At 66.0% G+C, this 26,218-nt stretch carries 25 protein-coding genes and 1 tRNA gene; 19 read left to right on the forward strand and 7 right to left on the reverse strand.

The genetic code is table 11. The features are described 5' to 3' along the window. Nucleotides 1-2: 2 nt before the first annotated feature. Nucleotides 3-431: an ATP-binding protein gene (locus N911_RS0114840; protein WP_029898504.1), complete on the forward strand. Its 429-nt coding sequence runs from the start codon at nt 3-5 to the stop codon at nt 429-431. Further along, nucleotides 431-766 (forward strand): STAS domain-containing protein, encoded by a 336-nt coding sequence (locus tag N911_RS0114845; RefSeq protein ID WP_029898506.1) that lies wholly within the window; start codon nt 431-433, stop codon nt 764-766. Before N911_RS0114840 ends, N911_RS0114845 begins: the two co-directional genes overlap by 1 nt. A gap of 130 nt (nt 767-896) precedes the next feature. Here the strand turns inward: N911_RS0114845 and N911_RS0114850 are convergent, their stop codons facing one another. Both N911_RS0114850 and apgM read right to left on the reverse strand, forming a co-directional pair. Further along, nucleotides 897-1,325, reverse strand: a complete 429-nt coding sequence (locus tag N911_RS0114850; protein ID WP_237559987.1) for a hypothetical protein — start codon at nt 1,323-1,325, stop codon at nt 897-899. 8 nt (nt 1,326-1,333) lie between these two features. Then, nucleotides 1,334-2,521, reverse strand: coding sequence for a 2,3-bisphosphoglycerate-independent phosphoglycerate mutase (gene apgM, locus N911_RS0114855; protein WP_029898508.1), 1,188 nt, complete (start codon nt 2,519-2,521; stop codon nt 1,334-1,336). A gap of 201 nt (nt 2,522-2,722) precedes the next feature. Here apgM and N911_RS0114860 point away from each other — a divergent pair, with 201 nt between their 5' ends. Together N911_RS0114860 and N911_RS0114865 are read left to right on the forward strand one after the other, a co-directional pair. Further along, the gene (locus N911_RS0114860; RefSeq protein ID WP_051694464.1) at nt 2,723-4,507 is read left to right on the forward strand and encodes a putative bifunctional diguanylate cyclase/phosphodiesterase; all 1,785 of its coding nucleotides are present in this window, start codon (nt 2,723-2,725) and stop codon (nt 4,505-4,507) included. Between the two features lie 62 nt (nt 4,508-4,569). After that, nucleotides 4,570-5,502, forward strand: coding sequence for a cation diffusion facilitator family transporter (locus N911_RS0114865; RefSeq protein WP_035105591.1), 933 nt, complete (start codon nt 4,570-4,572; stop codon nt 5,500-5,502). Here the strand turns inward: N911_RS0114865 and N911_RS18545 are convergent. Then, nucleotides 5,499-5,912: a response regulator gene (locus N911_RS18545; protein ID WP_029898511.1), complete on the reverse strand. Its 414-nt coding sequence runs from the start codon at nt 5,910-5,912 to the stop codon at nt 5,499-5,501. The two genes, N911_RS0114865 and N911_RS18545, sit on opposite strands and share 4 nt — an antisense overlap. 401 nt (nt 5,913-6,313) lie before the next feature. On the opposite strand from N911_RS18545, the gene N911_RS17745 reads away from it, so the two are divergent. The 3 genes from N911_RS17745 to N911_RS17755 all read left to right on the forward strand — a co-directional run bounded on the left by N911_RS17745 (nt 6,314) and on the right by N911_RS17755 (nt 8,394). Next, nucleotides 6,314-6,874: a PDC sensor domain-containing protein gene (locus tag N911_RS17745; RefSeq protein WP_051694468.1), complete on the forward strand. Its 561-nt coding sequence runs from the start codon at nt 6,314-6,316 to the stop codon at nt 6,872-6,874. Between the two features lie 69 nt (nt 6,875-6,943). Next, a complete protein-coding gene (locus N911_RS17750) occupies nt 6,944-7,495 on the forward strand; it encodes a HAMP domain-containing protein (RefSeq protein ID WP_138774438.1) in 552 nt (183 codons plus the stop codon). Further along, on the forward strand, nt 7,480-8,394 hold the full coding sequence (locus tag N911_RS17755) for a methyl-accepting chemotaxis protein (protein WP_051694470.1): 915 nt from the start codon (nt 7,480-7,482) through the stop codon (nt 8,392-8,394). Before N911_RS17750 ends, N911_RS17755 begins: the two co-directional genes overlap by 16 nt. Before the next feature lie 83 nt (nt 8,395-8,477). On the opposite strand, the gene N911_RS0114880 is transcribed toward N911_RS17755, so the two are convergent. After that, nucleotides 8,478-9,767 carry a homoserine dehydrogenase gene (locus tag N911_RS0114880; protein ID WP_029898512.1) on the reverse strand — a complete coding sequence of 430 codons (1,290 nt, stop codon included), beginning with the start codon at nt 9,765-9,767 and terminating at the stop codon, nt 8,478-8,480. Between the two features lies 1 nt (nt 9,768). After that, the gene (locus tag N911_RS0114885) at nt 9,769-10,941 is read right to left on the reverse strand and encodes an aminotransferase class I/II-fold pyridoxal phosphate-dependent enzyme (RefSeq protein WP_029898513.1); all 1,173 of its coding nucleotides are present in this window, start codon (nt 10,939-10,941) and stop codon (nt 9,769-9,771) included. A gap of 135 nt (nt 10,942-11,076) precedes the next feature. Here N911_RS0114885 and N911_RS0114890 point away from each other — a divergent pair, with 135 nt between their 5' ends. Together N911_RS0114890 and N911_RS17760 are read left to right on the forward strand one after the other, a co-directional pair. After that, nucleotides 11,077-11,745, forward strand: coding sequence for a YkgJ family cysteine cluster protein (locus N911_RS0114890; protein WP_051694473.1), 669 nt, complete (start codon nt 11,077-11,079; stop codon nt 11,743-11,745). A 92-nt stretch (nt 11,746-11,837) separates the two neighbouring features. Beyond that, on the forward strand, nt 11,838-12,992 hold the full coding sequence (locus tag N911_RS17760; RefSeq protein ID WP_081859276.1) for a lytic murein transglycosylase: 1,155 nt from the start codon (nt 11,838-11,840) through the stop codon (nt 12,990-12,992). Between the two features lie 376 nt (nt 12,993-13,368). Here N911_RS17760 and N911_RS0114900 read toward each other — a convergent pair whose 3' ends face one another. Together N911_RS0114900 and N911_RS0114905 are read right to left on the reverse strand one after the other, a co-directional pair. Continuing rightward, nucleotides 13,369-14,994: a glutamate synthase-related protein gene (locus N911_RS0114900; protein ID WP_029898518.1), complete on the reverse strand. Its 1,626-nt coding sequence runs from the start codon at nt 14,992-14,994 to the stop codon at nt 13,369-13,371. Between the two features lie 680 nt (nt 14,995-15,674). Continuing rightward, complete coding sequence (locus N911_RS0114905) at nt 15,675-16,097, reverse strand: universal stress protein (RefSeq protein WP_029898520.1); 423 nt, start codon at nt 16,095-16,097, stop codon at nt 15,675-15,677. A gap of 201 nt (nt 16,098-16,298) precedes the next feature. Between N911_RS0114905 and N911_RS0114910 the strand changes: the two genes are divergently transcribed. The 10 genes from N911_RS0114910 (at nt 16,299) to N911_RS0114955 (ending at nt 26,217) form a co-directional block, all read left to right on the forward strand. Then, nucleotides 16,299-17,222 (forward strand): branched-chain amino acid transaminase, encoded by a 924-nt coding sequence (locus N911_RS0114910; RefSeq protein WP_029898522.1) that lies wholly within the window; start codon nt 16,299-16,301, stop codon nt 17,220-17,222. 76 nt (nt 17,223-17,298) lie between these two features. Next, on the forward strand, nt 17,299-18,873 hold the full coding sequence (gene dnaX, locus N911_RS0114915; RefSeq protein WP_237559988.1) for a DNA polymerase III subunit gamma/tau: 1,575 nt from the start codon (nt 17,299-17,301) through the stop codon (nt 18,871-18,873). A 79-nt stretch (nt 18,874-18,952) separates the two neighbouring features. After that, nucleotides 18,953-19,264 (forward strand): YbaB/EbfC family nucleoid-associated protein, encoded by a 312-nt coding sequence (locus tag N911_RS0114920; protein ID WP_029898526.1) that lies wholly within the window; start codon nt 18,953-18,955, stop codon nt 19,262-19,264. 1 nt (nt 19,265) lies between these two features. After that, nucleotides 19,266-19,871 carry a recombination mediator RecR gene (recR, locus tag N911_RS0114925; RefSeq protein ID WP_029898527.1) on the forward strand — a complete coding sequence of 202 codons (606 nt, stop codon included), beginning with the start codon at nt 19,266-19,268 and terminating at the stop codon, nt 19,869-19,871. Nucleotides 19,872-19,931: 60 nt separating this feature from the next. Continuing rightward, nucleotides 19,932-20,477 (forward strand): pyruvate ferredoxin oxidoreductase subunit gamma, encoded by a 546-nt coding sequence (locus N911_RS0114930; protein WP_029898529.1) that lies wholly within the window; start codon nt 19,932-19,934, stop codon nt 20,475-20,477. Nucleotides 20,478-20,579: 102 nt separating this feature from the next. Then, nucleotides 20,580-22,772, forward strand: coding sequence for an SF1B family DNA helicase RecD2 (gene recD2 / locus N911_RS0114935; RefSeq protein ID WP_029898531.1), 2,193 nt, complete (start codon nt 20,580-20,582; stop codon nt 22,770-22,772). Between the two features lie 57 nt (nt 22,773-22,829). Further along, a complete protein-coding gene (locus N911_RS0114940) occupies nt 22,830-23,519 on the forward strand; it encodes a glycosyltransferase family 2 protein (RefSeq protein WP_029898533.1) in 690 nt (229 codons plus the stop codon). Beyond that, a complete protein-coding gene (locus tag N911_RS0114945; protein ID WP_138774439.1) occupies nt 23,489-24,682 on the forward strand; it encodes an ArnT family glycosyltransferase in 1,194 nt (397 codons plus the stop codon). Before N911_RS0114940 ends, N911_RS0114945 begins: the two co-directional genes overlap by 31 nt. Beyond that, on the forward strand, nt 24,679-26,049 hold the full coding sequence (gene thiD / locus N911_RS18140) for a bifunctional hydroxymethylpyrimidine kinase/phosphomethylpyrimidine kinase (protein WP_029898537.1): 1,371 nt from the start codon (nt 24,679-24,681) through the stop codon (nt 26,047-26,049). The genes N911_RS0114945 and thiD overlap by 4 nt, the downstream gene beginning before the upstream one ends. Before the next feature lie 83 nt (nt 26,050-26,132). Next, nucleotides 26,133-26,217, forward strand: a tRNA-Leu gene (locus N911_RS0114955). Nucleotide 26,218: the final 1 nt, after the last annotated feature.

Consider the following 26,218-nt stretch of genomic DNA (forward strand, 5'->3'; position numbering starts at 1 on the left):
AAATGGACGAGTTCGTCTTCACCCTGGAAAACCGCCTCTCCGAGTTGGAGACGCTCAGGCACAGGCTGGAGGAGTTCGCGGCCATGCACGGCTTGACCTGCTCCTGCCTGTTCCGGGTCAATCTCGCCCTGGACGAGGTGGTGACGAACATCGTCAGCTACGGCTTCGAGGAGGAGGGCGGACACCTCGTCGAGGTGCGCCTGCGTCTGGAGGGGGGCGTCCTCACGGTGGAGATACGGGACGACGCCCCGCCTTTCGATCCCACCACGGCTCCGATGCCCAAGCTGGAGCTGCCCCCGGAGGATCGCCCCGTGGGGGGGCTGGGCCTGCACCTGGTGCGCAACGTGATGGATGGCGTGGAATACGTCCGGCGCGACGGAATCAACGTGCTGATACTGACCAAGACACTCAGCGAGGAAGGGAGTTCGTAATGCAGGTCAACGAGTCCACTCAAGGGGACGTGGCCGTCCTGGCCGTCTCGGGCAGGCTGGATTCCAACACGGCCCCGGAGTTCGAAAAGCAGCTCATGGGCATGATAAAGGACGGCAAGACCAGAATCGTGCTGGACTTCGGCCCCCTGGAGTATATCTCCAGCGCCGGGCTGCGGGTGCTGCTCAAGGCCACGCGGGAACTGAAGAACAGCGACGGCAAGCTGGTCATCTGCTCGGTCAAGGACTACATCCAGGAGGTATTCGACCTCTCCGGCTTCTCCAGCGTATTCCCCATGGCGACAGACACCGAGGCGGCCATGGAAAAGTTCGACTAGCCGCCAGCCGCCTCCGCCGCATCGGCGACGGATCGCGGCGGCTTGCTCCCGGCGGGTTCGCCGGGAGGGGGGAAACGGCCCCGGCGCGCCTGGAGCGTGCCGGGGCCGTTTGCGCGTCGGGCCGCGTTTTCTAGCGGCTTATGTCCACCACGTCGTAATAGATGATGCCCAGCACGGCGCTCCAGCCAACGCCGTGGAAGAGGATGTTGCCGGTGGCGTCCAGGGAGGTCTCGATGGTGTTGAGCACGGCGCTGATGAGGAATACCGAGCTGGCCAGCAGCACAACGGCCAGCAGGTGGCAGGCCCAGTACATGGGCGCGTTCTTTTGCTCGCGGTAGCTGATGGATGTCCACATCTGCATCATGGTGGCCCAGATGATGGGGATGGCCACGAAGAATAGCAGCAGGTTGTTCTCGCCGGGCAGCCTGAAATCGAGATGGAACTCGAAGTACCAGGTCCCAACGATGAAGATGAGTAGATCCCTGACCAGGACGAACAGGGGCATGCGGTTGCCCCCGGACGACCTGGGGGACTCGTTCGCTCCGGGTTTACGGCCCATGCTTCGCCTCAGCTCCGTCCGCCCAGCCGCCGCAGGGCCCAGCCAAGCATGTCGTGTCCCGGCTCAACCAGCAGCCCGGAGGCGGCTGCAGCGTCCTCGGTGAAGGCCTCCGCGCCGGGGCCCTCCAGCCCCGGACTCCACAGGAGAAAGGGGACCGGGTCGGGGTGGTGGGTGCGCAGGGTCAACGGGGTGAGGTGGTCGCAGGTCACCAGGAAAGCCGTGTCGTCCAGGGATTCCATCAGCGGCGCGACGATCCGCTTGTCGAAGCGGCGCACGGCCTCGCGCTTGTCCTCGGCCACGCCGGAGTGGCCGCACTCGTCCGGGGCCTCCACGTGCAGATAGACGAACTCCCCCCCCCGGTTCAGAAAATCCAGGGCCGCGTCCACTTTGCCCTGGTAGTTGGTGTCCAGCAGGCCGGTGGCGCCCGGCACCTCCAGCACCTCCATGGAGCAGGCGCGGCCCAGCCCGCGCACCAGGTCAACGGCGGAGATGACCGCCCCGCGCAGACCGAAGGCCTCGGCGAAGGGGGGCAGCGCCAGGGGACGTCCCTGGCCCCAGGGCCAGACCGCGTTGGCCGCGACGCCCGCACCGCGCATGATCTCATTGGCTCGTTCGACGAACCGGAGCATTTCCGGCGCCTTGGCCCATTCCTCAAGGTCCGGGCCGATGGGCTGGTCGGTGATGTCGTGGGGAGGCCGGGCATCCACGTTCGCGGCCGGGGTGGAGGCTCCCCCACGCTGCACCAGCAGGTGGCGGTACTGCACCCCTGGCACGGGCTCCAGGCCCAGCCCCTCGGCCGCTTCGGCCAGCCGCCGCACCAGTGGCGCGGCCTCCGCGGTGGAGATGTGCCCTCCGGCGTAGTCGCGCATGATTCCGTCCGGGCCGAAATTGTCGGCGCGCACCAAGTTCATGCGCCAGATGAGGTCGTCCGGTCCGGCCTCGATGCCCTGGGCGGCCGCCTCGATAGGGCCGCGCCCGGTGTGATGGACGGACGGGTCGAAGCCAAGCAGGGCCATGTTGGCCACGTCCGAGCCGGGCGGCATACCCTTGGGGACCGTGCGGCACAGTCCAAGCGTCCCCCGCGCGGCCAGCCGGTCCATGACAGGTGTTTCCGCCGCTGCCAGCGGGGTTTTGCCGCCCAGTTCCTCCACGGGCCAGTCGCCCATGCCATCGGCTACCAGCACCACCAAACGCATGTATCCCCCTTTGGTTTCACGACCAGATAGCACCGGCTTGGCTGGAGGGGAAGAGCCGAGGGTTTCTCGCTCGGATGTGGCGAGGTTTTTTCCGTTCCGTGCCAAAGACCCAAGATGACTCAAAATCCATAATTCTGAAAGGGCCCTTTTTTCTTGACCTGAACATGGGTTCGGTTCATCCTCGGCCCGGAGGAGGGTGCAGTGTCCGATCGGGTTGAAAACGGGGCCGGAACGGCCTCTCTTTCCCGAGCGCTCAGCCGCCTGGACGCCGAAGGGCTCGGGAGACGCTTCATGGAGGTGCTGGACGGGTTGCCGGTGCATGTGGCCGTGCTGAACCCGAAGGGCGTCGTCGAGGAGGCGAACGCGGCCTGGCGCGGCTTCGAGGAGCCCGGATGGAACGGTGTTCCCACCCGCCCGAGGGTGGGGGAACCCTTCCGGGGCGTGGGCGTGCGTGACGCCTCGGGCGAATTCTGGCTGGGCGAGGCGGAAACCGGGGAGGTGCTGTCCGGCGGCCGCGACTGCTTCCAGGCCGAGTACTGCCTGCACCTGCCCGGGGGGCGCCGCTGGTTCACCATGCGCGTGGAGCGGCTGCCCGAGGGCGGGGCCGTGGTCTGCCACCAGGAGGTCTCCCGCACCAAGGAACTGGAAGAACAGATCAACCACAACGCTCTGCACGATCGCCTCACTGGCTTGCCCAACCGGGCACTCCTTCTCGACCATCTGTCCATGGCCCTCAAGCGGGCCAAGCGCAATCCCGGCTATTCCTTCGCCCTCATCTACATCGACATCGACCGCTTCAACATGTTCAACGAGAGTCTGGGGCACGTGGCGGGAGACCACCTGCTCATGGCCATCGCCAACCGGCTTTACGGCCAAGTGCGCGACGTGGACACCCTGTCCCGCTTCGGCGGTGACGAATTCGTGCTGCTTCTGGACGACTGCTGCGGCGAGGAGGAGGCCATCCGCGTGGCCGAGCGCATCACCGAGGAGATGGCCCGCGCCTTCCGCATTCGCCGCCGCGAGGTCTATCTCAATCTCTCCCTGGGCATCGTGGTGGGTTCGGGCGACTACAACAACGCCGGCGAGGTGCTGCGCGACGCGGATACTGTGCTGCACCGGGCCAAGACGCGGGGCGGCAACAGCTATGAGTTGTTCTCCGCGGCCATGCGTGCCCTGGCCCGCAAGCGGTTGCGTCTGGAGATGGACCTGCGCAAGGCGGTGGCGGAAAATTCCCTGGAACTGCACTACCAGCCCATCGTTTCCCTGGCCTCGGGGGAAATCAAGGGCTTCGAGGCCCTGGCCCGCTGGCGGCACGAGGAACTTGGCATGGTCTCGCCCATGGAGTTCATCCCAGTGGCCGAGGAGACGGGCCTGATCATCCCCTTGGGAAGCTGGGTGCTGCGCAAAGCGGCGGAGAAGCTGGCCGCCATGCAGCGCAACCATCCCGGCTTCGAGGGCGCCACAATGAGCGTCAATATTTCCGGGGCACAGTTCATGCGGCCCGGCTTCGTGGACGAGGTGGACCACCTGCTGCGCTCCACCGGTGCGGAGCCCGGGAGGCTGACCCTGGAACTGACCGAGAGCGTCATCATGTCCGACGCGGAGCGGGCGGTGGAGGTCATCAGCCAACTTCGTGACCGGGGGCTGCGGGTGGTCATCGACGACTTCGGCACGGGATATTCCTCGCTCTCCTACCTGCAACGCTTCCCGGTGCACAGCCTCAAGGTGGACCGCAGCTTCGTGCTGAACATGGACGGCGCCTTCGAGAACAAGGAGATAGTCAAGACCATCATCAAGATGGCTCATTCCCTGGGACTGGAAGTGGTGGCCGAAGGCGTGGAGCAGCATTCCCACATGACGGCCCTGGCCAACCTCCGTTGCGAGTCCGGCCAGGGGTTCCTCTTTTCAAAACCCCTCGCGGAAAGCGAACTGGACAGGCTGGTGGCGGACAGCGCCACCGGGTACACGGTTTCCCCGGCCTGCTGACCTTTGCCAAAACGCTGGTCACGAGCTAGCATGGCCCCGGCGATATCCTGGATGGAGAAGCCGTGAAGCAGTCCGTCCGCAAGTACGTCTACGTCTCATTGGCCGCGTCCCTGCTGGGCCTCGGGCTCAAAGTGGCCGCCTGGCTGCTGACCGATTCCGTGGGGCTGTTTTCCGACGCCGCGGAAACCGTGGTCAATCTCTCCGCCGCGCTCATGGCCTTGTGGGCCGTGAGCGTGGCCTTCACGCCGCCGGACAAGCGGCATCCCTTCGGCCACGGCAAAGCCGAGTATTTCTCCAGCGGCATGGAGGGAGTGCTCGTCCTGGTCGCCTCGGTTGGCATCGCCTGGGCCGGGGTGGCCCGCTTCCTCGATCCGCGCCCGCTGTCCTCGCTGGGGTTGGGCCTGGGCGCCGCCCTGACCGCGGCGGCCATCAACTGGGGAGCCGCCAAGGTCATGCTTCGGGCGGCTAGGGAGTACGATTCCATCACCCTGGAGGCGGACGCCAAGCATCTGCTTACCGACGTCTGGACATCGGGCGGCATCGTGGCCGGATTGACCATCCAGCATTTTCTGCCGCCCGCCTTCACCATTCTCGACCCCCTCATGGCCCTGGCCATGGCCGTGAACATCGCCTTCACCGGCGCTGGCCTGCTCAAACGTTCGGTGGGCGGCCTCATGGACCGCTCCCTGCCGGAGGAGGAGGTCGACGCCTTGACCGAAGCGGTCAACCGCGTGGCTCCGGATGCCAGCGCCATCCACGCCCTGCGTACCCGCAAATCAGGCAACCGCCGTTTCGCGGAGTTCCATCTGCTGTTGCCGGGGAGCACCTCGGTGAAGGAAGCGCACGACGTGACCCTGCGCATGCAGGAGTGCGTGGCCGAGGAGCTGCCGCGAATGAGCCTGCTCATTCATGTGGAGCCGCTGGAGGAGCAGGACGGCGAACGCCACGGTGACCCGAACAGGGCGCGCAAGGGCTGCCGCGAGGATGGGGACTAGGCGGACTCCGCCGGGGGGATGATGTCCAGGTCGCGCAGCCGGCGCAGCAGCGTGTCCACCCGGATGGGCTTGGCGAAGTAGCCGGTGGCCAGGCCGTCGAAGTGGGCCCGCCAGATGTTGTCCGGGTCGTCCAGGGCCGTGGTCATGAAGGCCGTGGCCCGCTTGTCGTGCACCAGGCCCAGTTCTTCCTCGACATCTCGTATGGCCTTGAGGGCCTCCTGTCCGTCCATGATCGGCATCATGATGTCCATGAGCAAGAGGGCGTGCGGGGCGCCGTCCTCGGCCCGGTCGCGAAAGAGGCTCACAGCTTCCCTGCCCGTGACCACCCGGTCACAGGTTCCGTATCTGGAAAGCGCCCTGGACAGGTAGAGGGCGGCGTCGTCGTCGTCTTCGGCGATGAGGATTCGCATGGTCATGGATATGTTTGCCCGGACTCTATGATGATTTCGCGGAGAAGGAAAGTCGTGGGCGGGGAATCGTACTGAATGCGTCTCAATACGCTTTTTTCTAAGGAAAAAGGCGCAGGGAGCCGAAAAGATGCAGCAGGAAGGCTGCAAAAAGGGGGGATTGATGAAATTCGCCAGTATAAACGGCCGATTGCTCACGGTGGTGACTCCGGTCATCGTGCTCAGCATGGCCGGGATCCTGATCTACGTGCAAGGAACGTCCAGCCGCATGGCCCTGGAGATGCAAAAGGACGCCATCGAGCAATTGGGCCAAAACACGGCCCAGTCACTGGACAATTATCTCGAGGGCGCGGTCAGCTTGGCCACCTCCCTCTCCAAACAGCGCAACGTCAAAAACGTTTTTTATGGCGGGCTTTCCCGTAAGCCGCACCCAGCGGGTTTTCGAAGATTTTCTGGAAGCCTACCCCGATTACTGGGCCATGTTCGTTTTCGACCGCACCGGCAAGGTCTTGGCCGGGGGGAACGCCAAGGGCACCGACCTGACCGGGGCGGACCGGGCGGGACGCAACTACGTCCAGGCCATCGTGGAAGGCGCGGACACCTTCGTCACGCCAACTGTGCTCAAGAGCAAGAGCGGCGGGGGCATCCATATCCTCGGCGCGGCCGCGGCGGTCAAGGACACATCCGGCTCAAACATGGGCGGGGTGGCCGTGTTTCCCAAGTGGGACATCTTCACCGAGCGCTTTATTGATCCAATCACCATAGGCGAGACCGGCTACGCCTTCGTTTTCAACTCAAAAGGCAGGCTCATGGCCCACAGCCGCGACCGGGACCTGGTGCTGGAGGATCTCGGCGACCTTGGATTCGTGCGGGAGGCCCTGGAAAAGAAAGACGGTTTCGTGGACTACCTCTGGGAGGGGCGCGAGAAGATCATGGGCGTCACCCGGGAGGAACGCACCGGCTGACTGGTCTGCGTCTCGGCCTACGTCTCGGAGCTTGAGGCCACGGCCAACGAGCAGTTCAACCGGCTGTTGGTGGCCGGTGTGCTCGCTGTTCTGCTGGCCGCCGGAGCCATCGGCTGGATCAGCCGCCGCATGATCACCAAGCCCGTGGAACAGATCGAGGACTTTTCCCGCAGGGTGGCGGGGGGCGATTACTCCACGCGCCTCGAGGGAAGCTTCAAGTTCGAGCTCGGGCAGCTGGCCGATCATCTGCGAGACATGGTCGAGGCCTTCAAGCGCGGGTTGGGCTTTTCCCGGGGCTTGCAGAGCAGCCTGACCACGGCCTGCCTGTTCATGGACCGCCACGAGAAGCTGACCTTCGTCAACCAGGAGTACCTGGATCTGTTCGGCAAGCCGGGCAAGCCCGAGGACTACCAGGGCATGACTCTGGCGGAGCTGTTCTACGGCGACGCGAACAAGGAAACGGTGGCGGGCAAGGCCATGAGCCGGAACCGCTCCTTCCGCGACATGGAGATGGAAACGAAAGCCCAGGATGGATCCGAGGTCTTCGTGCGCTACGACGTCGCCCCCTGCAGGATCTGGACGGCAACCTCATCGGCGCTTTCGCCATGCTCTACGACCTGACCACGGTGAAGGCCAATGAAAAAGCCCTGGCCGAGAAGAACGAGGTCATTGCCGAAGCGGCCAAGCGGGTGGACGATGTCTCCAACCAGATTGTCTCCGGGGCGGAGGAGTTGGGCAGGCTCCTGCAGGAGGCATCGGAAGGTGCCGAGAACCAGCGCGGCCTGGCCGACTCCACGGCCACGGCCATGGAGGATATGAACGCCACGGTCATGGAGGTCGCCAAGAACGCCTCAGGCGCGTCCGAGCTGGCCCAGAGCGCCATGGACAAGGCAAGGAACGGATCGGACGTGGTTTCCCAGGTCGTCTCCGAGATCAAGGAGCTCAACACCAGTTCCAAGGAGCTTGCCCGCGAGATGGGCGAGTTGGGCGAGCAGGCCGAGGGCATCGGCCAGATCATCGACGTCATCAACGACATCGCCGACCAGACCAACCTGCTGGCGCTCAACGCGGCCATCGAGGCGGCCCGCGCGGGGGATGCCGGGCGCGGCTTCGCCGTGGTGGCCGACGAGGTGCGCAAGCTGGCCGAAAAGACCATGGACTCCACCAAGCAGGTGGCGGAGTACATCCAGGCCATCCAGAACAGCGCCAAGCGCAACATCCAGGCCACCGAGTCGGCCATCCAGCGCATCGAGGGCGCGGCGGACAAGGCGGACGAGTCCGGCAAGTCCCTGGAGGAGATCGTGGACATGGTGGAGCGCACGGCCGACCAGATTCAGGCCATCGCCGCCTCTTCGGAACAGCAGTCCGCGGCTTCCGAGGAGATCAACCGCTCCACGGACGAAGTCAACCGCATCGCCGGAGAGACGGCCGAGTCCATGAACCGGGCGCGGCAGTCGGTGGAGGACCTGGAACGAGTGGCCACGGAGTTGCGCGAGGCCATGGACTCCATACGGTCCTGACGGACTGTGTCGCGGCAAGCACAAAGAAAAGGCCGGGGGGCGAACCCTCCGGCCTTTTTTCATGGTCGATACGGGAAAGGGGATCAGAGTATGCGGTAGCGCACCGTGGGGGCGTTGATGAACTCCATGGCGTCGATGTCCGCCAGGGCCGCCCGCACGTCCGCGCCGCGCGCTTGGTGGGTGATGATGACCAGGGAAACGTCCTCATCCGCCTCGGCACCCTTCTGGTTGGCCTGGGCGATGGAGATGCCCCGCTCGGCCATGACGCGGGTGATGGCCGCCATGACCCCCACCTGGTCGCGCACCTTGAAGCGGAAGTACCACTGGCTGCGCGATTCGTCCGGGGGCAGGATGTCCGCCACCGGGAGGGGGCATTCGGGGTACCCGGTGTTGTTGGGCGCGCTGCCCTCTTTGGCGATGGCCATGATGTCGGCCAGCACGGCCGAGCCGGTGGGCAGGTCGCCCGCTCCCTGGCCGTGCAGCATGATGGGCCCGCAGGCGTTGCCCTCCACGCGCACGGCGTTGTAGTTGCCGCCCACGCGGGCCAGCAGGTAGGTGTACTTGACCAGCGCCGGAAAGACCCCGGCCTCCAGTCCGCCGTCCACCTCGCGCACCTGGCCGATGAGCTTGACCCGGTAGCCGAACTCGCGGGCGAACTCGATGTCCGCCACCTCCACGTGGCGGATGCCCTGCACGGCCAGCTTTTCCAAAGGATAGTGGCGTCCGTAGGCCAGCCGGGTGAGCAGCACCAGCTTGTGGGCCGCGTCGATGCCGTCCACGTCGAAGGAGGGATCGGCCTCGGCGTAGCCCAGGTCGGTGGCCTCGGCCAGGGCGTCGTCAAAGGACATGCCTTCGGTGGACATGCGGGAGAGGATGAAGTTGGCCGTGCCGTTGAGGATGCCGGTGAGCTTGAGGATGCGGTTGGCGGCCAGGGACTCCTTGAGGGTCTGGATGACCGGCACCCCGCCCACGCAGGAGGCCTCGTAGTAGAGGGCCCTGCCCGCTTCCTCGGCCAGGCTGAATAACTCTTGGCCCCGCTCGGCGAGGAGGTGCTTGTTGGCCGTGACCACGTGTTTGCCCGAGGACAGCGCGCGGGAGACCAGCTCGAAGGCGGTGTCCAGCCCGCCCATGAGCTCCACCACCATGGAGATGTCCGGGTCCTCCACCAGATCGGACCACTTGGTGGTCAGCTCCGCGCCCGGGGGCAGGGGGGCCTGCCGCGTCTTTTCCGGGTCGCGCACCAGTACTTTCTTGACGCGGATGTCCCGGCCGATGCGGCGGCGAATCCACTCCTCGTTGTCGGTCAGGATGCGGGACAGGCCGGTGCCCACGGTGCCGTAGCCGGCCAGCCCGATGACTATGGGCTCGCTCACCCTAGCCTCCGAGAATGCTCTTGATGCCGCGCACGGCTTGATTGATGCGGTGGCGGTTCTCCACCAGGGCGAAGCGAACGTGGTCGTCGCCATAGTGGCCGAAGCCCAGGCCGGGGGCCACCGCCACCCGCGCCTTCTTAAGCAGCATCTTGGAAAACTCCACCGAGCCCATGTCCTTGAATTGCTCCGGAATCTTGGCCCAGACGAATTGCGTGGCCGTCGGCTTCTCGATCTCCCAGCCCACCCGGTTGAGGCCGTCGCACAGGGCGTCGCGGCGGTCCTGGTAGGTGTCCATGATCTCCCGCACGCACTCCTGGGGACCGTTCAGCGCCACGGTGGCGGCGATCTGGATGGGCTGGAAAATGCCGTAGTCCAGGTAGGACTTGATGCGGGTCAGGGCCTGGACCATGGCCTCGTTGCCGCAGCAGAATCCCACCCGCCAGCCGGGCATGGAGTAGGACTTGGACAGGGAGAAGAACTCCACGCCCACGTCCTTGGCGCCCTTGGCCTGGAGGAAGGAGGGGCAGGTGTAGCCGTCGAAGGTGAAGTCGGCGTATGCCAGGTCGTGGATGACCCAGACGCCGTTCTCCTTGGCCCAGTCCACGATGGCCTGGAAGAAGTCCAGGTCTGCCAGCTCGGTGGTGGGGTTGTGCGGGTAGTTGATGACCAGCAGCTTGGGCTTGGGCCAGGTCTGGTGGGTGGCCACGGCCAAGTCCTTGAAGAAGTCGCGGTCCTTGCCGATGGGGATACGGCGGACGTCCGCCCCCGCGATGATGGCGGCGTAGGGGTGGATGGGGTAGGCCGGGTCCGGGGTGAATACCACGTCGCCAGGGGAGAGCATGACCAGCATGAGGTGGGACATGCCCTCCTTGGCCCCCATGGTGACCACGCACTCCTGATCGGAATCCAGCTCCACGCCGTACCGGTTGAGGTACCAGTTGGCGATGGCCAGCCGCAGGCCCTTGATGCCCTTGGAAGCGGAGTAGCGGTGGTTGACCCCTTTGTGGGTGGCCTCGCAGAGCTTGTCCACGATGTGCTGGGGGGTGGGAATATCCGGGTTGCCCATGCCGAGGTCGACGATGTCTTCGCCTTGACGGCGCATGCGCATCTTCAGGTCGTTGACCTGGGCGAAAACGTAGGGGGGGAGCCGATGCACCCTGGCGAACTGTTCCACAGCCTGCTCCTGCTGGGACTTGAAAGTGAATTTGGTCGAGGGAATGTAGCCCTTGCCTCCGGCAACGTCAAAGGACTTGCTCTTTTCTCCGGATTGGTACATGGAGCCACCCATATCGACCATGCGAGGTAAAACGTGACCAACGCTCCCGTACCAGGCGGATTCAGCCTGTCCGTGCTGGAAAAGTACCTGCTGCGCCGGGGCTTCGCCGTGCGCGACCGCTGCCTGCGCGACGGAACCGTGCTCAGCATCGCCGCCCACTCGTTCCTGGGCGAGGTGGTCTATCCCAACCCCTTCTATCACTACCTGGAACGCGACCGCGCCGAGGACACCCGGCGAGCCGCGGAGGAAGCGGCCGTTCTGCTGGACATGGAAGCGGGAGAACTGCGCGGGGCCGCCCTGGCCGGGTATGCCCGCACCCCGGCTGGTTTCGCCTGCCGCCGCTGCGGGGGGTGCTGCTCCATGGCCGACGCCGTGCACGGCAGATTGACCCTGGAAGAGGTGGAGTACTGGAGGGAAGCGGGACAGGAACGCATCTTGCGGCTGGTCGTACCGGAACGACGCGCCAGCTACGTGCTCTATACAGCTTGGCGCAATCCACGCACCGGAAAACACTTCGCGGGGTGCCCCTGGCTGCATCGCGGCAACGGAGGGGAAACCACCTGCTCGATTCATGCGCATCGACCGCTCAAGTGCCGCAGCTTCCCCATAAACCGCGAACACGGCGAACGTGGGCGGTGCGCTGGCTTTCACACCGTGCCGGAAAGTCTGTCCAGACCGCGCGGACACGACCCCGCCGCATGATTTTTGCCCAAATGTAACTTGCCCGCCTCTGCGAAAGCTGTCATCCTGCATGCAGTTCCGGGCAATCATGCAGAGCCCGGGGGGAGAACACCATGCGCGCTCCTTCCTGGTGCAGTGTCGCTTTCCGCAACACTGGTCTTCACGCGGGAGTAAGGCAGGCGATCTTTCTGGCGGTGCTGGCGATGTTGTTCGCCGCGCCCGCTCCGGCGGCGGGGAAGGATTCCCCATGGGACGGCCTGGTTGACAGGCTGGTGGCGGATGGCTTCGACCGCCAGGCCATGCGCCGGGTTTTCGACCATCCACAGACCGCTTACGACCCGGACGTCATGGGGCGCAAGATGCGCGTCCTGTACCACACCAAATACGCTTGGCTCATGGTCAAGGGCGTGCAGCGCCACCTCAACCGCCTGGGCTATCCGGCGGGGCCGGTGGACGGCCGCGTGGGTCCCCGCACCCGCCGGGCCGTGCGCGGCTTCGAGCACGCTTCGGGGCTGCGGGTCACCGGACAGGTCACCTGGGACATCTTCGACAAGCTGGCCGTCTGCAGCCAGCCCGCCCCTGCCGACTGCCGCTTCCCCGAGCCTTCCCCGGATGAGGATGGGCCCGGCGTGTACACCTCGGTCATGACCGAGGGCCGCCTCAAGCGCGCCACCGACTTCTTCGACGAGCACGCCGACTTGCTGCTCAACGTCAACCGAGACTACGGACCGCCCGGAGAGGTTCTGGTGGGAATCCTCACCGTGGAGACCAACCTGGGCAGCTATCTGGGCGAGAAAAAGGCCCTCTCCAACTTGGCCTCCATGGCCGTCAGCCGCCACTATGCGCAGGTCGAGCCCTACATGAAGGACCGCTACGTCACCAAAGGGCAGAAACGCTGGGTGGAACGCCGCATGCGCCAAAAAGCGGACTGGGCCTACGAAGAGCTTGCCTCCTTGCTGCGCTACGCCCGGGCGGCGGGGTACGACCCACTGCACATGCCCGGCTCCATTTACGGGGCCATCGGTCTGGCCCAGTTCATGCCCTCCAACGCCCTGGAGTTCGGCGTGGATGGCGACGGCGACGGCAAGGTGGACCTCTTCGCCGTGGAAGACGCCCTGCCCAGCATGGGCAACTTCCTCCGCGCCAACGGCTGGAAAAACTCCATGCACTCCCGCTGGCGCCAAAAACGTGTCCTCTACCGCTACAACCAGTCCAGCCGCTACGTGAACACCGTGCTGGCCGTGGCGGACCATTTACGCGGGAGCTAGCAGGCAGTCCATAAAGCACCTTCCGCTTCGCTGTCGCGAAAAATGATGCCCCTCGCGTCTTTTACAGTGCTCGGGGCGCGTTTTCCGGCGCCTCACATCCGGTGCTGTTTTGAACAGCCTGCGGGCGTGTAGTGGGGGAAGAATGCACTACTGGCATTAATAGCCCCGCAATCGCATCTTCGCCGGGGCGCTCCCTGTTCGCGCGCCACCGACCTCAATCCCGCGAATGTACATGCAAAGTTACTTTGCCGCGGGTCCAGGGCCGCGCAGGCCCTGGTCGCCCGAAGGGCGAAATCTTCCCTTCTTCCCACGAAAAAAAAGCAAGGCCCGCGCGTTTCCGCGCGGGCCTTGCCTGATTTGTATTTACCTGAAGCGCCTAGAGGTCGAGGATGCGCTTGGCGGTCTCGTCCATGACGTCGGTGATGAAGGGGACGCCGGTTTCGCATTCCGTTTCGCGGTTGGCGGAAGCGATGTCGTTGCGCGAGATGTCCTGCAGGGAGAACTTGCGGGCGCCGCACAGCAGTTGCTGCAGCCCGGCGGAGAGCTTGTCCACCAGGCACCAGATGGCCACGGCGCCGAGGGGCACGTTCTTCATCTCGTCCTTGCCGACCTTGGCCTTCACGTCCTGGTAGCAGGTGAAGATCTCCTCGGCCGTGCCGCCGTAGGCGGCTACCGCGGCGGGGAGCTTGTCCCAGTTGCCGTTGAGTTGCGCGCGGCGTTCGGGGTGCAGGACGCCCTCGATGTTGGCGCCGAGGAACCCGGGGATCATCATGGCGCGGCCCATGCAGATCAGCTTGGTGAAGGGAGCGCCCAGGGCCATGGCCTTGAAGATGTTGCTGCCTTTGGCGAAGCCGCCGGCGAAGGACATGTCCACCACCGGGCGGCCCCTGGCGGCCAGATGGGATGCGTATTCGTGGGCCTTGGCATGCAGCAGGATGGACGGGACGCCCCAGCTTTCCATCATGTTCCAGGGGCTCATGCCGGTGCCGCCGCCGGAGCCGTCCATGGTCAGCAGGTCAAGCTCCATTTCCGAGGCGAACTTGATGGCCATGGCCAGCGCTTCCATGCCGTAGGAGCCGGTCTTGAGGGAGATGCGCTTGAAGCCGAGTTTCCGCAGGTAGTTCACGGTGTCGTAGAACTCGTCGCGCACCTGCTCGTAGGTGGAGAGGTTGGTGTAGCCCAGACGGCTGTGGCGGGCGAAATGCTTGATGGCGCCCTGGCGGAAGCCTTCCTGGACCTCGGGCTTCTCCGGGTCGGGGTCGACGAGGTAGCCGCGCTTTTTCAGGAACAGCGCGTAGTCCAGGCTGGAGACCTCGATTTCGCCGCCGATGTTCTTGGCCCCCTGGCCCCATTTGAGCTCGACGATGACCTTGTCGCCGTAGTTGTCGGCCAGGTACTCGGCCACTCCGTTGCGGGTGTCCTCGACGTTCAACTGCACGATGATGGCGCCGTAGCCGTCGTAGTAGCGCATGTAGGTGTCGATGCGGCGTTCCAGCTCCGGGGCCTTGACGATGCGGCCGTTGCTGAGCTCGGCTTCCCGGTCCACGCCGACGACGTTTTCGCCGACGACGATGGGGGCGCCCACCAGCGCGCAGCCGGCGGCGAAGGCGTCCCAGTATTTGGCGGCGATGAAGGTGGAGCCGAGGGCGCCGGTCATGAAGGGGACGCGGCACTTGGTCTCTTCGCTGGCGCCAAAGGAGGTTTCGAGGCTCACGTCGGTGAAGAGGAGGTCCTCGTCCGTCTTGGCGGACCCCATGGCGCCGTAGTTCAGGCCCTGGATGCGCAGAGAGTTGTAGGAAACGCCCACATGGGTGGTGTTGCCGCTGCCGGCTGTGACCAGTCCGAAATCGCGGGGATACAGGACTTCGCGTCCGCGCATGGAGGACAGCCACGTCTCGCACTTTCCTTGGCAATCGGCCCTGCACAGAGTGCACAGCCCTGATTCGATGGCGTTGCCGCGATTGACGCTTCCGAGCACGTCATTGTTTTTCGGCCAGTTCATCTCGTATCTCCTTCCGTTGGATAGTATAAGGGGGGAAGCGCGAATAACAGCAACTGCCCGGCCTGTCATCCCGATCCACAGAATGCCTGGCGGGTTAGGTGGTTGAATTTGTAAAAGAGGTACGGAAATGGCGTGCAGTGGGTGTCCGCTGATAACGCGAAAAGAAAATGCTTTGGGTTTGACTTGTTTGGCGGCCGATGATTACTACAAATGTGGTAAAAACCATTCGATGAGTGGTTTTGTTTCCATGGAGATTGGGCCGCAACAAGGCATATTCGCTCTCACCCGTCTAGCCAGGGGCATTTTGTCGGAATGGGTTTTTCAGGTGGGCTGAAAGCGAGGCATTTTCCACAAGATTGTTTTTTCGTGTGCGGCGCACCAGCCGCCTTGCCCAAAACACGCCCCGCAGCGGTTATAGTTTCACTGCGTGAGCAGGCGATCAGTAAGAGGTTTTGTTCGCTAAAGTGTTTCTCCGTTTGCGCCTTCGCCGGGGCGCTCCCTGTTCGCACGCCACCGACCCCAATTCCGCGAATACAAATGCAAAATTATTTTGCCGCAGGGTCCAGGAGGCGCGCAGCCCCTGGTCGCCCGAAGGGCGAAATCTTCCTTTTTTCCAAAAAAAGCGGGAGTGTGCGCGGCATATATGCCGCGCACACTCCCGCCAGGAACGTCCGTCTGGTCTATCTTACAACCAGGACGGGGCAGGGGGAGGTTTGCAGGACGCGGTGGGTGACGCTGCCGAGGACGAGTCCTTCCAGGTTGGACTTGCCGCGTGTGCCCATGATGACGAGGTCGCATTCCTCGGCTTCGGCGACTTCCACGATGACGGAGGCGGTGGGGCCGCCGATGACCTTGTCCTGGTATTCGATGCCCGAGTCCTCCAGCATTTCGCGGAAGGGGGCCAGGAGGTCGTTGGCCTCGCGGGAGTAGTACTCGGTCATTTCCTGGAAGTTGGGCTGCCCCAGGGCCAGGGGCACGGGCTTGTGGCAGTGCAGGAGGATGATGGAGGCCTTGTTGGCCCGGGCCTGCTCGATGGCCATCTCGCAGGCCTTGCGGGAGTGGGTGGAGCCGTCGACCGGCAGGAGAATCTTGTTTACGCGCATGAGTATGTGCTCCTTGGATTATTTGTGGATACCCCAGGTCGGGGGGTGGAGGCAATCGGGTCGGCCGCCCCGATTTGGGTTGGTGCGAGGTGTTGGGCGCCGACAGTCTTGACCCGGGCTCAAGGCTTGGGGTAGCAAGCTTGAATTCCCCTGCGGCACGGGGCTGGCGGGGGTGTCCGGCAACCTTTCAAGGAGCGATTCATGGCCATCAAGGCGGACAAGATCTGGTTCGACGGCAAGCTGGTGGACTGGGACGAGGCCAACGTCCACGTGCTGACCCATACCCTGCACTACGGGCTGGGCGCGTTCGAGGGCATTCGGGCCTACAAGACCAGCGACGGCCGTTCCGCCGTATTCCGCCTGAAGGAGCACACCAGGCGGCTGTTCGACTCGGCCAAGATTCTGGGCATGGAGATCCCCTTCACCGAGGAGGAGATCAACAACGCCATTATCGAGACGCTCAAGGCCAACAAGCTGGAAGAGGGCTACATCCGGCCGCTGGTCTTCGTGGGAGCGGGCGCCATGGGCGTGCATCCGGGCACAAACCCCATCCGCGTGGCCATCGCCACCTGGCCGTGGGGGGCGTACCTGGGCGACGACGCCCTGCTCAAGGGCATCCGGGTCAAGACCTCCACCTTCACCCGCCACCACGTGAACATCATGATGACCAAGGCCAAGGCCTGCGGCAACTACGTCAACTCCGTGCTGGCCAAGACCGAGGCCGTGGCCGACGGCTACGACGAGGCCGTGCTGCTGGACACGGAAGGCTACGTGGCCGAGGGCAGCGGCGAGAACATCTTCATCGTGCGCAACGGCATCATCAAGACCACACCGCTGACCTCCATCCTGGCCGGGCTGACCCGCAACTCGGTCATCGAGCTGGCCCGCGACCTGGGCTATACCGTGGTGGAGGAACGCTTCACCCGCGACAAGCTCTACATCGCCGAGGAGGCCTTCTTCACCGGCACGGCCGCGGAGTTGACCCCCATCCGCGAGGCGGACCGCCGCACCATCGGCGAGGGGCAGGCCGGGCCCGTGGCCCGCAAGCTGCAGGAGGAGTTCTTCAAGGTGGTCAAGGGCGAGAACCCCAAGTACGAGCACTGGCTCGACTACTACACCATCTAGCCTCCACTGTTCATAAGGCGGCGGCCCGGTTTTCCCCTGGACCGGGCCGCCGCCATGTCCTATCTTCCCTTCCCGAATGTCCAGCCAGAGCCTGACCGCAAAATACCGCCCGCAGACCTTCGCCGACGTGGTCGGCCAGGAGGCCGTGCGCAACGTGCTTTCCCGGGCAACGGCCGCCGACGCCGTGGCTCCGGCCTATCTTTTCTCCGGCACGCGCGGGGTGGGCAAGACCACCCTGGCCCGCATCCTGGCCAAGGCGCTCAACTGCCAGACCGCCCCCACCGCCGAGCCGTGCAACCAGTGCTCCCACTGCAGGCAGGTCATGGCCGGTTCGGCCGTGGACGTGGTGGAGATCGACGCCGCCTCCAACCGGGGCATCGAGGACGCCCGCAGGCTGAAGGAGGACATCGGCTACGCCCCCATCCAGGGCCGCTACAAGGTCTTCATCGTGGACGAGGCCCACATGCTGACAAACGAGGCCTTCAACTCCCTGCTCAAGACCCTGGAGGAGCCGCCGCCTCACGCCTGCTTCGTGCTGGCCACCACCGAGCCGCACAAGTTCCCGGCCACCATCATTTCCCGTTGCCAGCACTTCACCTTCAAGCGGCTGCTCCAGGGCGCGCTGGAGGAGCATTTGTCCGGGCTCCTGTCCCGCGAGGGCGTGGAGTACGAGGAGGAGGCGGTGCGCCTCATCGCCAGGCGCGGCGCGGGCAGCGTGCGCGACGCCATGTCGCTGCTCTCCCAAGGGCTGGCCCTGGGCGGGGAGCGGCTGACGGCCGCCGACATCCGGGGCGTATTAGGGCTGGCGGGCAAGGAGGTATTCTTCGCCGTGGTGGACGCCGTGGCCAAGGGGGACTGCCCCGCCCTGGCCGGGCTGCTGCGGCAGGTGCTGGACCAGGGGCTGGACCTGGGATTTTTCCTGCGCGAGCTGGCCTCCTGCTGGCGCGACATGTTTCTTTTGGGGCAGGGTGGCGACCAGGCAGCCGAGCTGCTGGACATGCCGGCCGAGGAGCTGGAGGAATGGAAGAAGCGGGCGGCCGCGCTGTCGCCCGGCCATGTGCACGCCTGCTGGCAGCTGACCCTGGAGGGGCAGCGGCGGGTGCTGACCTCCCTGGAGCCAGCCCAGGCCCTGGAACTGCTGCTGTTCAACATGGCCTCCATGCCCCGCCTGCTGGACCTTTCCGGTCCCGGCGCGGGAGAGCGGGGCCCGGACCGGGTGGCGGGCAAGGCCCGGGGCAGGGCGGACAGCCGCCGTCCGGTGGGCAATCCGCCGGGCAGGCGGACTCCGGCGCTTCAGGCGCTTCCGCCGCACCTTCGGAGGCGGCCGGGCAACAGGCTTCCCGCCCGGAGGCAGCCCCCAAGGCAGCCCCCAAGCCCGCGCCGGAACCGCCCAAGCCTTCGGAACCCCAGCGTCTCCGCGCCGGGGCGCGGCCCCAGCCCCCGCGCGAGGAGCCTCCCGCGCCGCCGCCCTACATGGACGAGGAGCCGCCCTTGGCTCCCCCTCCGGGCGAGGAGGAGCGGGCGGCCTCGCCGCCGCCTCCGCCGCCATCGTCGGGGCCGGAAGGGACGGGAGGCGGGCAGCCGGCCAGAAAGACCAACCGGGAGCTTCATGAGGAAATCAAGGAGCATCCCACCATCAAGCACGTCGTGAACACCTTGGGCGCGCGGATCATCGAGATCCGTCCCGACCGCGGCCAGGGCTAGGCACGGAACAGACGGAGGAAAACACCATGCGCGGCATGAACGATTTGATGCGCCAGGCCCAGCAGATGCACAAGAAGATGGAGAAGGTGCAGGAGGAACTGGCCCAAAAGACCGTGGAGGCCCAGGCCGGCGGCGGCATGGTCACGGCCACGGCCAACGGCCAGGGCGACCTCGTGGGCCTGAAGATCGACCCCTCGGTGGTGGACCCCGAGGACGTGGAAATGCTGCAGGATCTGGTCCTGGCCGCCTGCAAGGAGGCCCAGAAGAAAGGCAAGCAGATGCAGGAGGACGAGATGGGCGAGCTGACCGGCGGCATGAACTTCCCGGGCATGTTCTAGCATGGACAGCCTGCCCGGTCCGCTGCGCGATCTCAGCGAGCGGCTGGCCAAGCTCCCCGGCCTGGGGCCCAAGTCCGCCCTGCGCATCGCCCTGACCCTGCTCAAGTGGCCGCGCGAACGGGCCGACGCCCTGGGGGAGGCCATCCTCACCCTGCGGGAGTCGCTGTGCTTCTGCTCGCGCTGCCACGCCCTGGCGGAAAACGACCCCTGCCCCATCTGCGCCGACCCGGGCCGCGACGACAGCCAATTGTGCCTGGTGGGGGAGTGGGACAGCCTGCTGAGCATGGAGGAGGGCGGCTTCTTCACCGGCCGCTACATGGTGCTTGGTGGCCTGCTGGCCCCGCTGGAGGGCGCGGACGCCTCGCAGCTGGAGATCGACGCCCTGCGCGAGCGGCTGGCCGAAGGGAACGTGCGGGAACTCATCCTGGCCCTGGGCACCACCATGGAGGCGGAGGCCACGGCCTCCTACGTCAAGAACATGGTGGAGAAGGATTTCCCGGCCGTGGGGCTGACCCGGCTGGCCCAGGGCATTCCTCTGGGCTCGGAGGTCAAGTACGTGGACAGGGAGACCCTGCGTCAGTCGCTTCTGCATCGACAGAAATTGTAAAGCGTCCGCTCCTGGGGTATAGGGTAGTCGAGGAACCAACCAGCACGGGAGAGTGAGGCCATGCTTGAGATTCGCATCCACGGACGTGGCGGCCAGGGCGGCGTGACCAGCGCCGAGCTGCTGGCCAAGGCGGTCATCGACCAGGGGCGGTTCGCCCAGGCGTTCCCCAGTTTCGGCCCGGAGCGGCGCGGCGCGCCGGTGGTGGCCTTCGTACGCGTCAGTGGCGAGCAGATCCGCCTGCGGGAAAAGATCTACAAGCCGGACGTCGTGCTGGTGCTGGACCCGTCCCTGTTGGACATAGTGGACGTGGCCGAGGGGCTGGCCGAGGACGGCGTGGTGGTGGTCAACACCAACCGCTCCGCCGAGGAGCTGAAGCGAAAGTACGGCTGGCCGCGCGTGGCCACGGTGGACGCCCAGAAGGTGGCCCTGGAGGAGCTGGGGGTGCCCATCACCAACACCACCATGCTCGGGGCGCTTTTGCGGGCCGTGGATATCCTCCCGGCCGAGGCCATGGAGGATTCCATCGCCGAGCGCTTCGGCCCCAAGCTGGGCCCCAAGAACTACAAGGCCCTGGGCCGCGCCCACGCCGAAACCGTGGTGGCCTGAGCCAGCCGATTCCCGTCATTGCCTGAATCCCAAGGGGGGCGCGGCGACGCCCCCCATTCCCAGCACGCCCTGGCCCCCGACCTGCAACAGCCCGACGGCGAGGTGCGCCTCAAGGGCGAGGTGCGGACCATTTCCTACCAGAACGAGGAGTCCGGCTTCACCGTGGCCCGGCTGTCCTCCCCGGACGAGCCCGGCGACATCACCATCGTCGGCCGCATGGGCGGCCTGACACCCGGCGAGATGCTGGAGCTGTGGGGCCACTGGAAGGAGCATCCCCGCTTCGGCAGCCAGTTCGAGGTCAGCTCCTTCGTGCAGACCTATCCGGCCACTGAGAACGGCATCATCCGCTTCCTGTCATCCGGCCTCATTAAAGGGGTGGGCCGGGCCACGGCCGAGCGCATGGTGGCCCGCTTCGGCACCGGGGTGCTGGACATCCTGGACGACGAGCCTGAGCGGCTGCTGGAAGTGGACAAGATCGGTGAGAAGAAGCTGGAGGGCATCAAGGAGTCCTGGCGCGAGCAGCGCGAGGTGCGGGGGCTGATGCTCTTTTTGCAGAGCCACGAGGTGTCCACCACCTACGCCTCGCGCATTTTCGAGATTTACGGCACCGGCGCGGTGGGCGCGTTGCAGGAGAACCCCTACGAGCTGGCTTACCGCATCAAGGGCGTTGGCTTCCGCACGGCCGACCGCATGGCCCAGCGGCTGGGCTTCGCCCCGGACAGCCCCCAGCGGGTGGAGGCGGCCACCGTCTACCGCCTGCACCAACTCTCAGACCAGGGGCATTTGTTCACGGAAGCCGCAGACCTCTACCCCATGGTCTCGGAAATGCTGGGCGGCATCGACGAGGACCGCTTCGAGGACGCCCTGGAGCGGCTGGCAGAGCGCAAGCGCGTCGTGGTCATGCCCCTGCCCGCCCAGAACGTGGAGCGGGCCGTCTACCTGCACCTCTTCTACCGCCAGGAGAACGAGGCGGCCACCCGGGTGCAGGCGCTTCTGGACCACCCCTGCGGCCGCGACCTGGCCCCGGAAGTGGAGTCCATGCTGCCCGAGCTGGAGAGCGAGGCGAGGTTGACGCTTTCCTCGGAGCAGCGGGAGGCGGTGCTGGGCGCGCTGTCGCACAAGGCGTACATCGTCACCGGCGGTCCGGGTACGGGTAAGACCACCATCACCCGCATGATCGTGCGGGCCATGGAGCGGGCCGGGCTGAAGCTGCGGCTGGCCGCGCCCACGGGCCGGGCGGCCAAGCGGCTGAGCGAGGCGGCTGGGCACGAGGCCTCCACCCTGCACCGGCTGCTGCAATTCCAGCCGGGAGGCGGCTTCGGCAAGAACGAGGAGAGCAAGCTGCGCGCCCAGGCGGTCATCGTTGACGAGGCCTCCATGCTGGACATCGGCCTCTTTGTGGCGCTTCTGCGCGCCCTGCCGCTGACCTGCCGCCTTATCCTGGTGGGCGACGTGAACCAGCTGCCTTCGGTGGGGCCGGGCAACGTGCTGGCCGACCTGCTGGACTCCGAGTGCGTGCCCCACCTGCGCCTGACCCGCATCTACCGCCAGGCCTTGCAATCCGGCATCGTGCGCAACGCCCACCGGGTCAACCAGGGCGAGTTTCCCCAGGAGGACGGCGGGACCGACCCGCCGGAGAAGGACTTCTGGTGGATTCGCCAGGACGACCCCGCCCGGGTGCGCGCCCTGGTTGAGTCCTGCGTGCTGGACCGCATCCCCGCCGCCTACGGCCTGGATCCCATCAAGGACATCCAGGTGCTGACCCCCATGCACAAGGGCGAGGTGGGCACCCAGACCCTCAACGAGCGCCTGCAGGAGGGGCTCAATCCCCTGCGCCCCGGCATGGCGGAGATACGGCGCGGCTCCCTGCGCCTGCGCCAGGGGGACAGGGTGCTGCAGACCCGCAACAACTACGACAAGGAAGTATTCAACGGCGACCTGGGCCTGGTGGAGGAAGTGGACCCGCAAGAGGGCGCCATGGTGGACATCGACGGCCGCAGCATCGTCTACGACCTGGCCGACCTGGACGAGTTGAAGCTAGCGTACGCCGTGAGCGTGCACAAGTCGCAGGGCAGCGAGTATCCGGCCGTGGTGGTGCCGCTGCTCACCCAGCATTTCGTGCTGCTGCAACGCAACCTGCTGTACACGGCGCTCACCCGGGCACGGTCGCTGGTGGTGCTGGTGGGCGGGCACAAGGCCGTGGCCCTGGCCCTGAAGAACACCCGCTCCTTCGAGCGCAACACGAACCTGCGCTACCGCCTCCAGGAGCTGTGCAACCAGCCCCACCTGCTCTGATAATCCGCCTCAAGGATAGTTTACAGACCCCGTTGCATGGGCTACTCCAGGCCTGCCATGAAACTCTCCGTCATCATTCCCTGCTACAACGAGGTCGGCACCATCGACGGCATCGTCGAGGCGGTGCGCAACTCCCCCCACCAGGATATCGAGATCATCGCCGTGGACGACGGCTCCACCGACGGCACGCGCGAGCGGCTGCGGGAGCTTGAGGGGCGGCGTATCGACAAGGTGCTGCTGCACCAGCGCAACCAGGGCAAGGGCGCGGCCCTGCACACAGGCTTCAAGCACGCCACCGGGGACGTGGTGGTGGTGCAGGACGCGGACCTGGAATACGACCCGCAGGAATACCCCATCCTGCTGGATCCCATCATCCAGGGCAGGGCGGACGTGGTCTACGGCTCCCGCTTCGCCTCGGGCGGGGCGCACCGGGTGCTGTACTTTTGGCACCGGGTGGGCAACCTGTTCCTGACCCTGCTCTCCAACATGGCCACCAACCTCAACCTCACGGACATGGAGACCTGCTACAAGGCCTTCCGACGCGAGGTCATCCAATCCATCGAGCTGAAGGAAAAGCGGTTCGGTTTCGAACCGGAGGTCACGGCCAAGCTGGCCAAGAAGGGCTGCCGCATCTACGAGGTGGGCATCTCCTACTACGGCCGCACCTACGCCGAGGGCAAGAAGATCAACTGGAAAGACGGCGTGGCGGCGCTGAAGTGCATCATCAAGTACAATTTCCTGGGCTGAGCGGCCGCACCATTCTGGCTGTCTGCGTGCTGGCCGCGCTGGCGGTGCGTTTGGTCTATGCCCTGGCAGTGCATCCGCTGGAGCTGTTTCCCGACGAAAACCGTTTTCTCTGCGCGGCAGAGAACATCCTGGCCGGGGCGCACATCGGCTGCGGCAAGTACGCCCACGACATGCCCCTGGTGCCGGTGCTTCTGGCCGCCTGCAAGGCCGTGGGGGTTGGCGAGGACGGGTACCGCGCCCTGCAGGCCGTAATCGGCGCGCTGCTGGTGCTGCCCGTGGCCGGGCTGGCCCACCGGCTGCACGCCTCCAGGCTGAGCCTGGCCCTGGCTGGTGCGGCCGTGGCGGTTTACCCCTTCTTCATTTTTTACACCGCGCTGCTGCTGTCCGAAACGCTGTTCGTCTTTCTCACCGCGCTGTTGTTCTGGCATTTCTCCGCTCCCCGACCGGGGCAGGGCTGGCGGACCGGGCTGACCGCCGGGCTGGCCCACCTCACCCGGCCCACGCTCTTTTACTTTCTGCCGGTGGCCGCTGCCTGGCAGTGGCTTGCCGCACGCTGGAGCCCGCGCAGGCTGGCCGTGGCCGGGGTGGTATTCGCCCTGCTGCTGGCTCCGTGGGTGGTGCGCAACTACCAGGTTTTCGGACAGTTCATGGCCACCAACACCGGCGGCGGACAGGTGCTGTGGGACGCCAACAACCCCTGGAACCCCACCGGCGGCGTGCCCCCGGACGACTCCCCGCACAACGACATGGTGCCGGACGAGCTGGACGAGCTTGAACGGGACAAGTGGATGAAGCGGGAGGCGGTGGAGTACATGGTCGAGGACCCCGGCCGTACCCTGGGCATTGCGGTGAACAAGTTCCGCCGCTTCTGGAACCTCTGGCCCAACGCGCCTCAGTTCAGTCAGGGGCCCTACAAGTGGGCGGCGCTGGCCAGCTTCGGCCCGGTGCTGCTGCTGGCCCTGGCCTCGCTGTGGGTGCTGCGCGACCGCTGGCGGACCACCGGGCTGCTGTGGCTCTTTTTCGCCTATTATACCGCGCTGCATCTGGTGGCCATGGGCTCCATACGCTATCGTCTGCCCCTGGAACCGCTGCTCATCGCCCTGGCCGCGGCCTGTCTGGGCAGGCTGCTGCGTCGGGGCAAGCCTTCCCGGGAGGCGTCGTGAAAGAGCCTTGCCAGATTCTGACCATCGCCGGGTCCGACTCCGGCGGCGGAGCCGGCATCCAGGCCGACCTGAAGACCTTCGCCATGCTGGGCACTTACGGGGCCAGCGTCATCACCGCCCTGACCGCCCAGAATTCCATGGGCGTGCGCGGGGTTTCCTCGCCGGATCCGGAATTCGTGGGCCAGCAGCTGGACGCCGTGCTCGGGGACCTGGACATCCGCGCGGCCAAGACCGGCATGCTCTTTTCCTCTGAGATCATCCGCGTGGTGGCGGAGAAGCTGCGCGACCGCTCTTTCCCTCTGGTGGTTGACCCGGTCAGCGTGGCCGCCTCCGGCGACCGGCTCCTCAAGGCGGACGCCCTGGGCGCGCTCAAGGAGGAGATTCTGCCCCAAGCCGACCTGCTGACCCCCAACCGCCAGGAAGCGGAGCTGTTGGCCGGGCTGTCCATCACTTCCCGCGAGGAGTGTTTCACCGCCCTGCGCCGCATCCGCAAGCTGGGGCCCAAGGCGGTGCTCATCAAGGGCGGGCATTTCGACGAGTTCGCCGCGGTCACGGACTGGCTGCTGGAGGGCGACGGCGACCCCGTGCCCCTGATGCAGCCCAAGGTGGCCACGGCCAACCTGCACGGCACCGGCTGCACCCTGGCCGCGGCCATCGCCGCGGAGCTGGGCAAGGACGCGGACCTGGTCTCGGCCATCAGCCGGGCGCAGTCGTACCTCAACCGCGCCCTGCGGGCATCGTTCCAGGTGGGGGCGGGCCCCGGCCCGGCCCATCACGGTTTCGCCCTGGAACAGGCCGGGCAGATGGCCCGTCTGCCCCAGCGCTGCGCCGGGCTGGCCAGGCGGCTGGCCGCGCTGCCAGGCATGGGGCGGCTTCTTGACGGCGGCTGGGCCAATCTGGCCCTGGCTCCCAACCTGCCCGCCGGACCGGAGCAGGTGGTCTCCCTGGAGGGCGGCCTGCGTTTGGCCCCGGACGGCTCCATCTTCACCGCGGGCTGCCCCGCCTTTGGCGCGGCTGAGGAATTGGGGCGGCGGCTGGTGGCCTGCGAGCGCTCCCTGGGCGGAGTGAACGCCGCTCTGGAGCTGGAGGCGGGGGAGACCGTCCTGCCCGCGGCCTCGCGCACCGGCCCGGACTGGCTGCTGGTGCCCCGCCCTCCGGCCGAACGGGAGGACACCGCCGGGCCGGTGGCTTGGGAGTACGACGAGCATCTGCTGTCTTTTCTGGATGAACACGCCGGGGACGGGAAAACCCGTGTGCTTGCCTTCGAGGGCGGGGGAGGGCGCGTCATGATTCTGGCGGCCGATCCTGAGGAGCTTTTGCAGCGGGTGGCCGAGCTGGTCCGGGCCTGCGGCGGGGATGCCGGTTGACACCCCACGGGGAGTGTGTGAAATGGCCCTGCCCCGGAAGAGGCGCTTTCCGGGCTTCTTCCCTTCGCTTTGGCTGACCGCGCGGCCGGGTGGTGGAACTGGTAAACACGCTGGTCTTAGGAACCAGTGCCCCAGGGCTTGCGGGTTCGAGTCCCGCCCCGGCCACCAC

Source organism: Desulfohalovibrio reitneri (assembly GCF_000711295.1).
GTDB lineage: Bacteria > Desulfobacterota > Desulfovibrionia > Desulfovibrionales > Desulfovibrionaceae > Desulfohalovibrio > Desulfohalovibrio reitneri.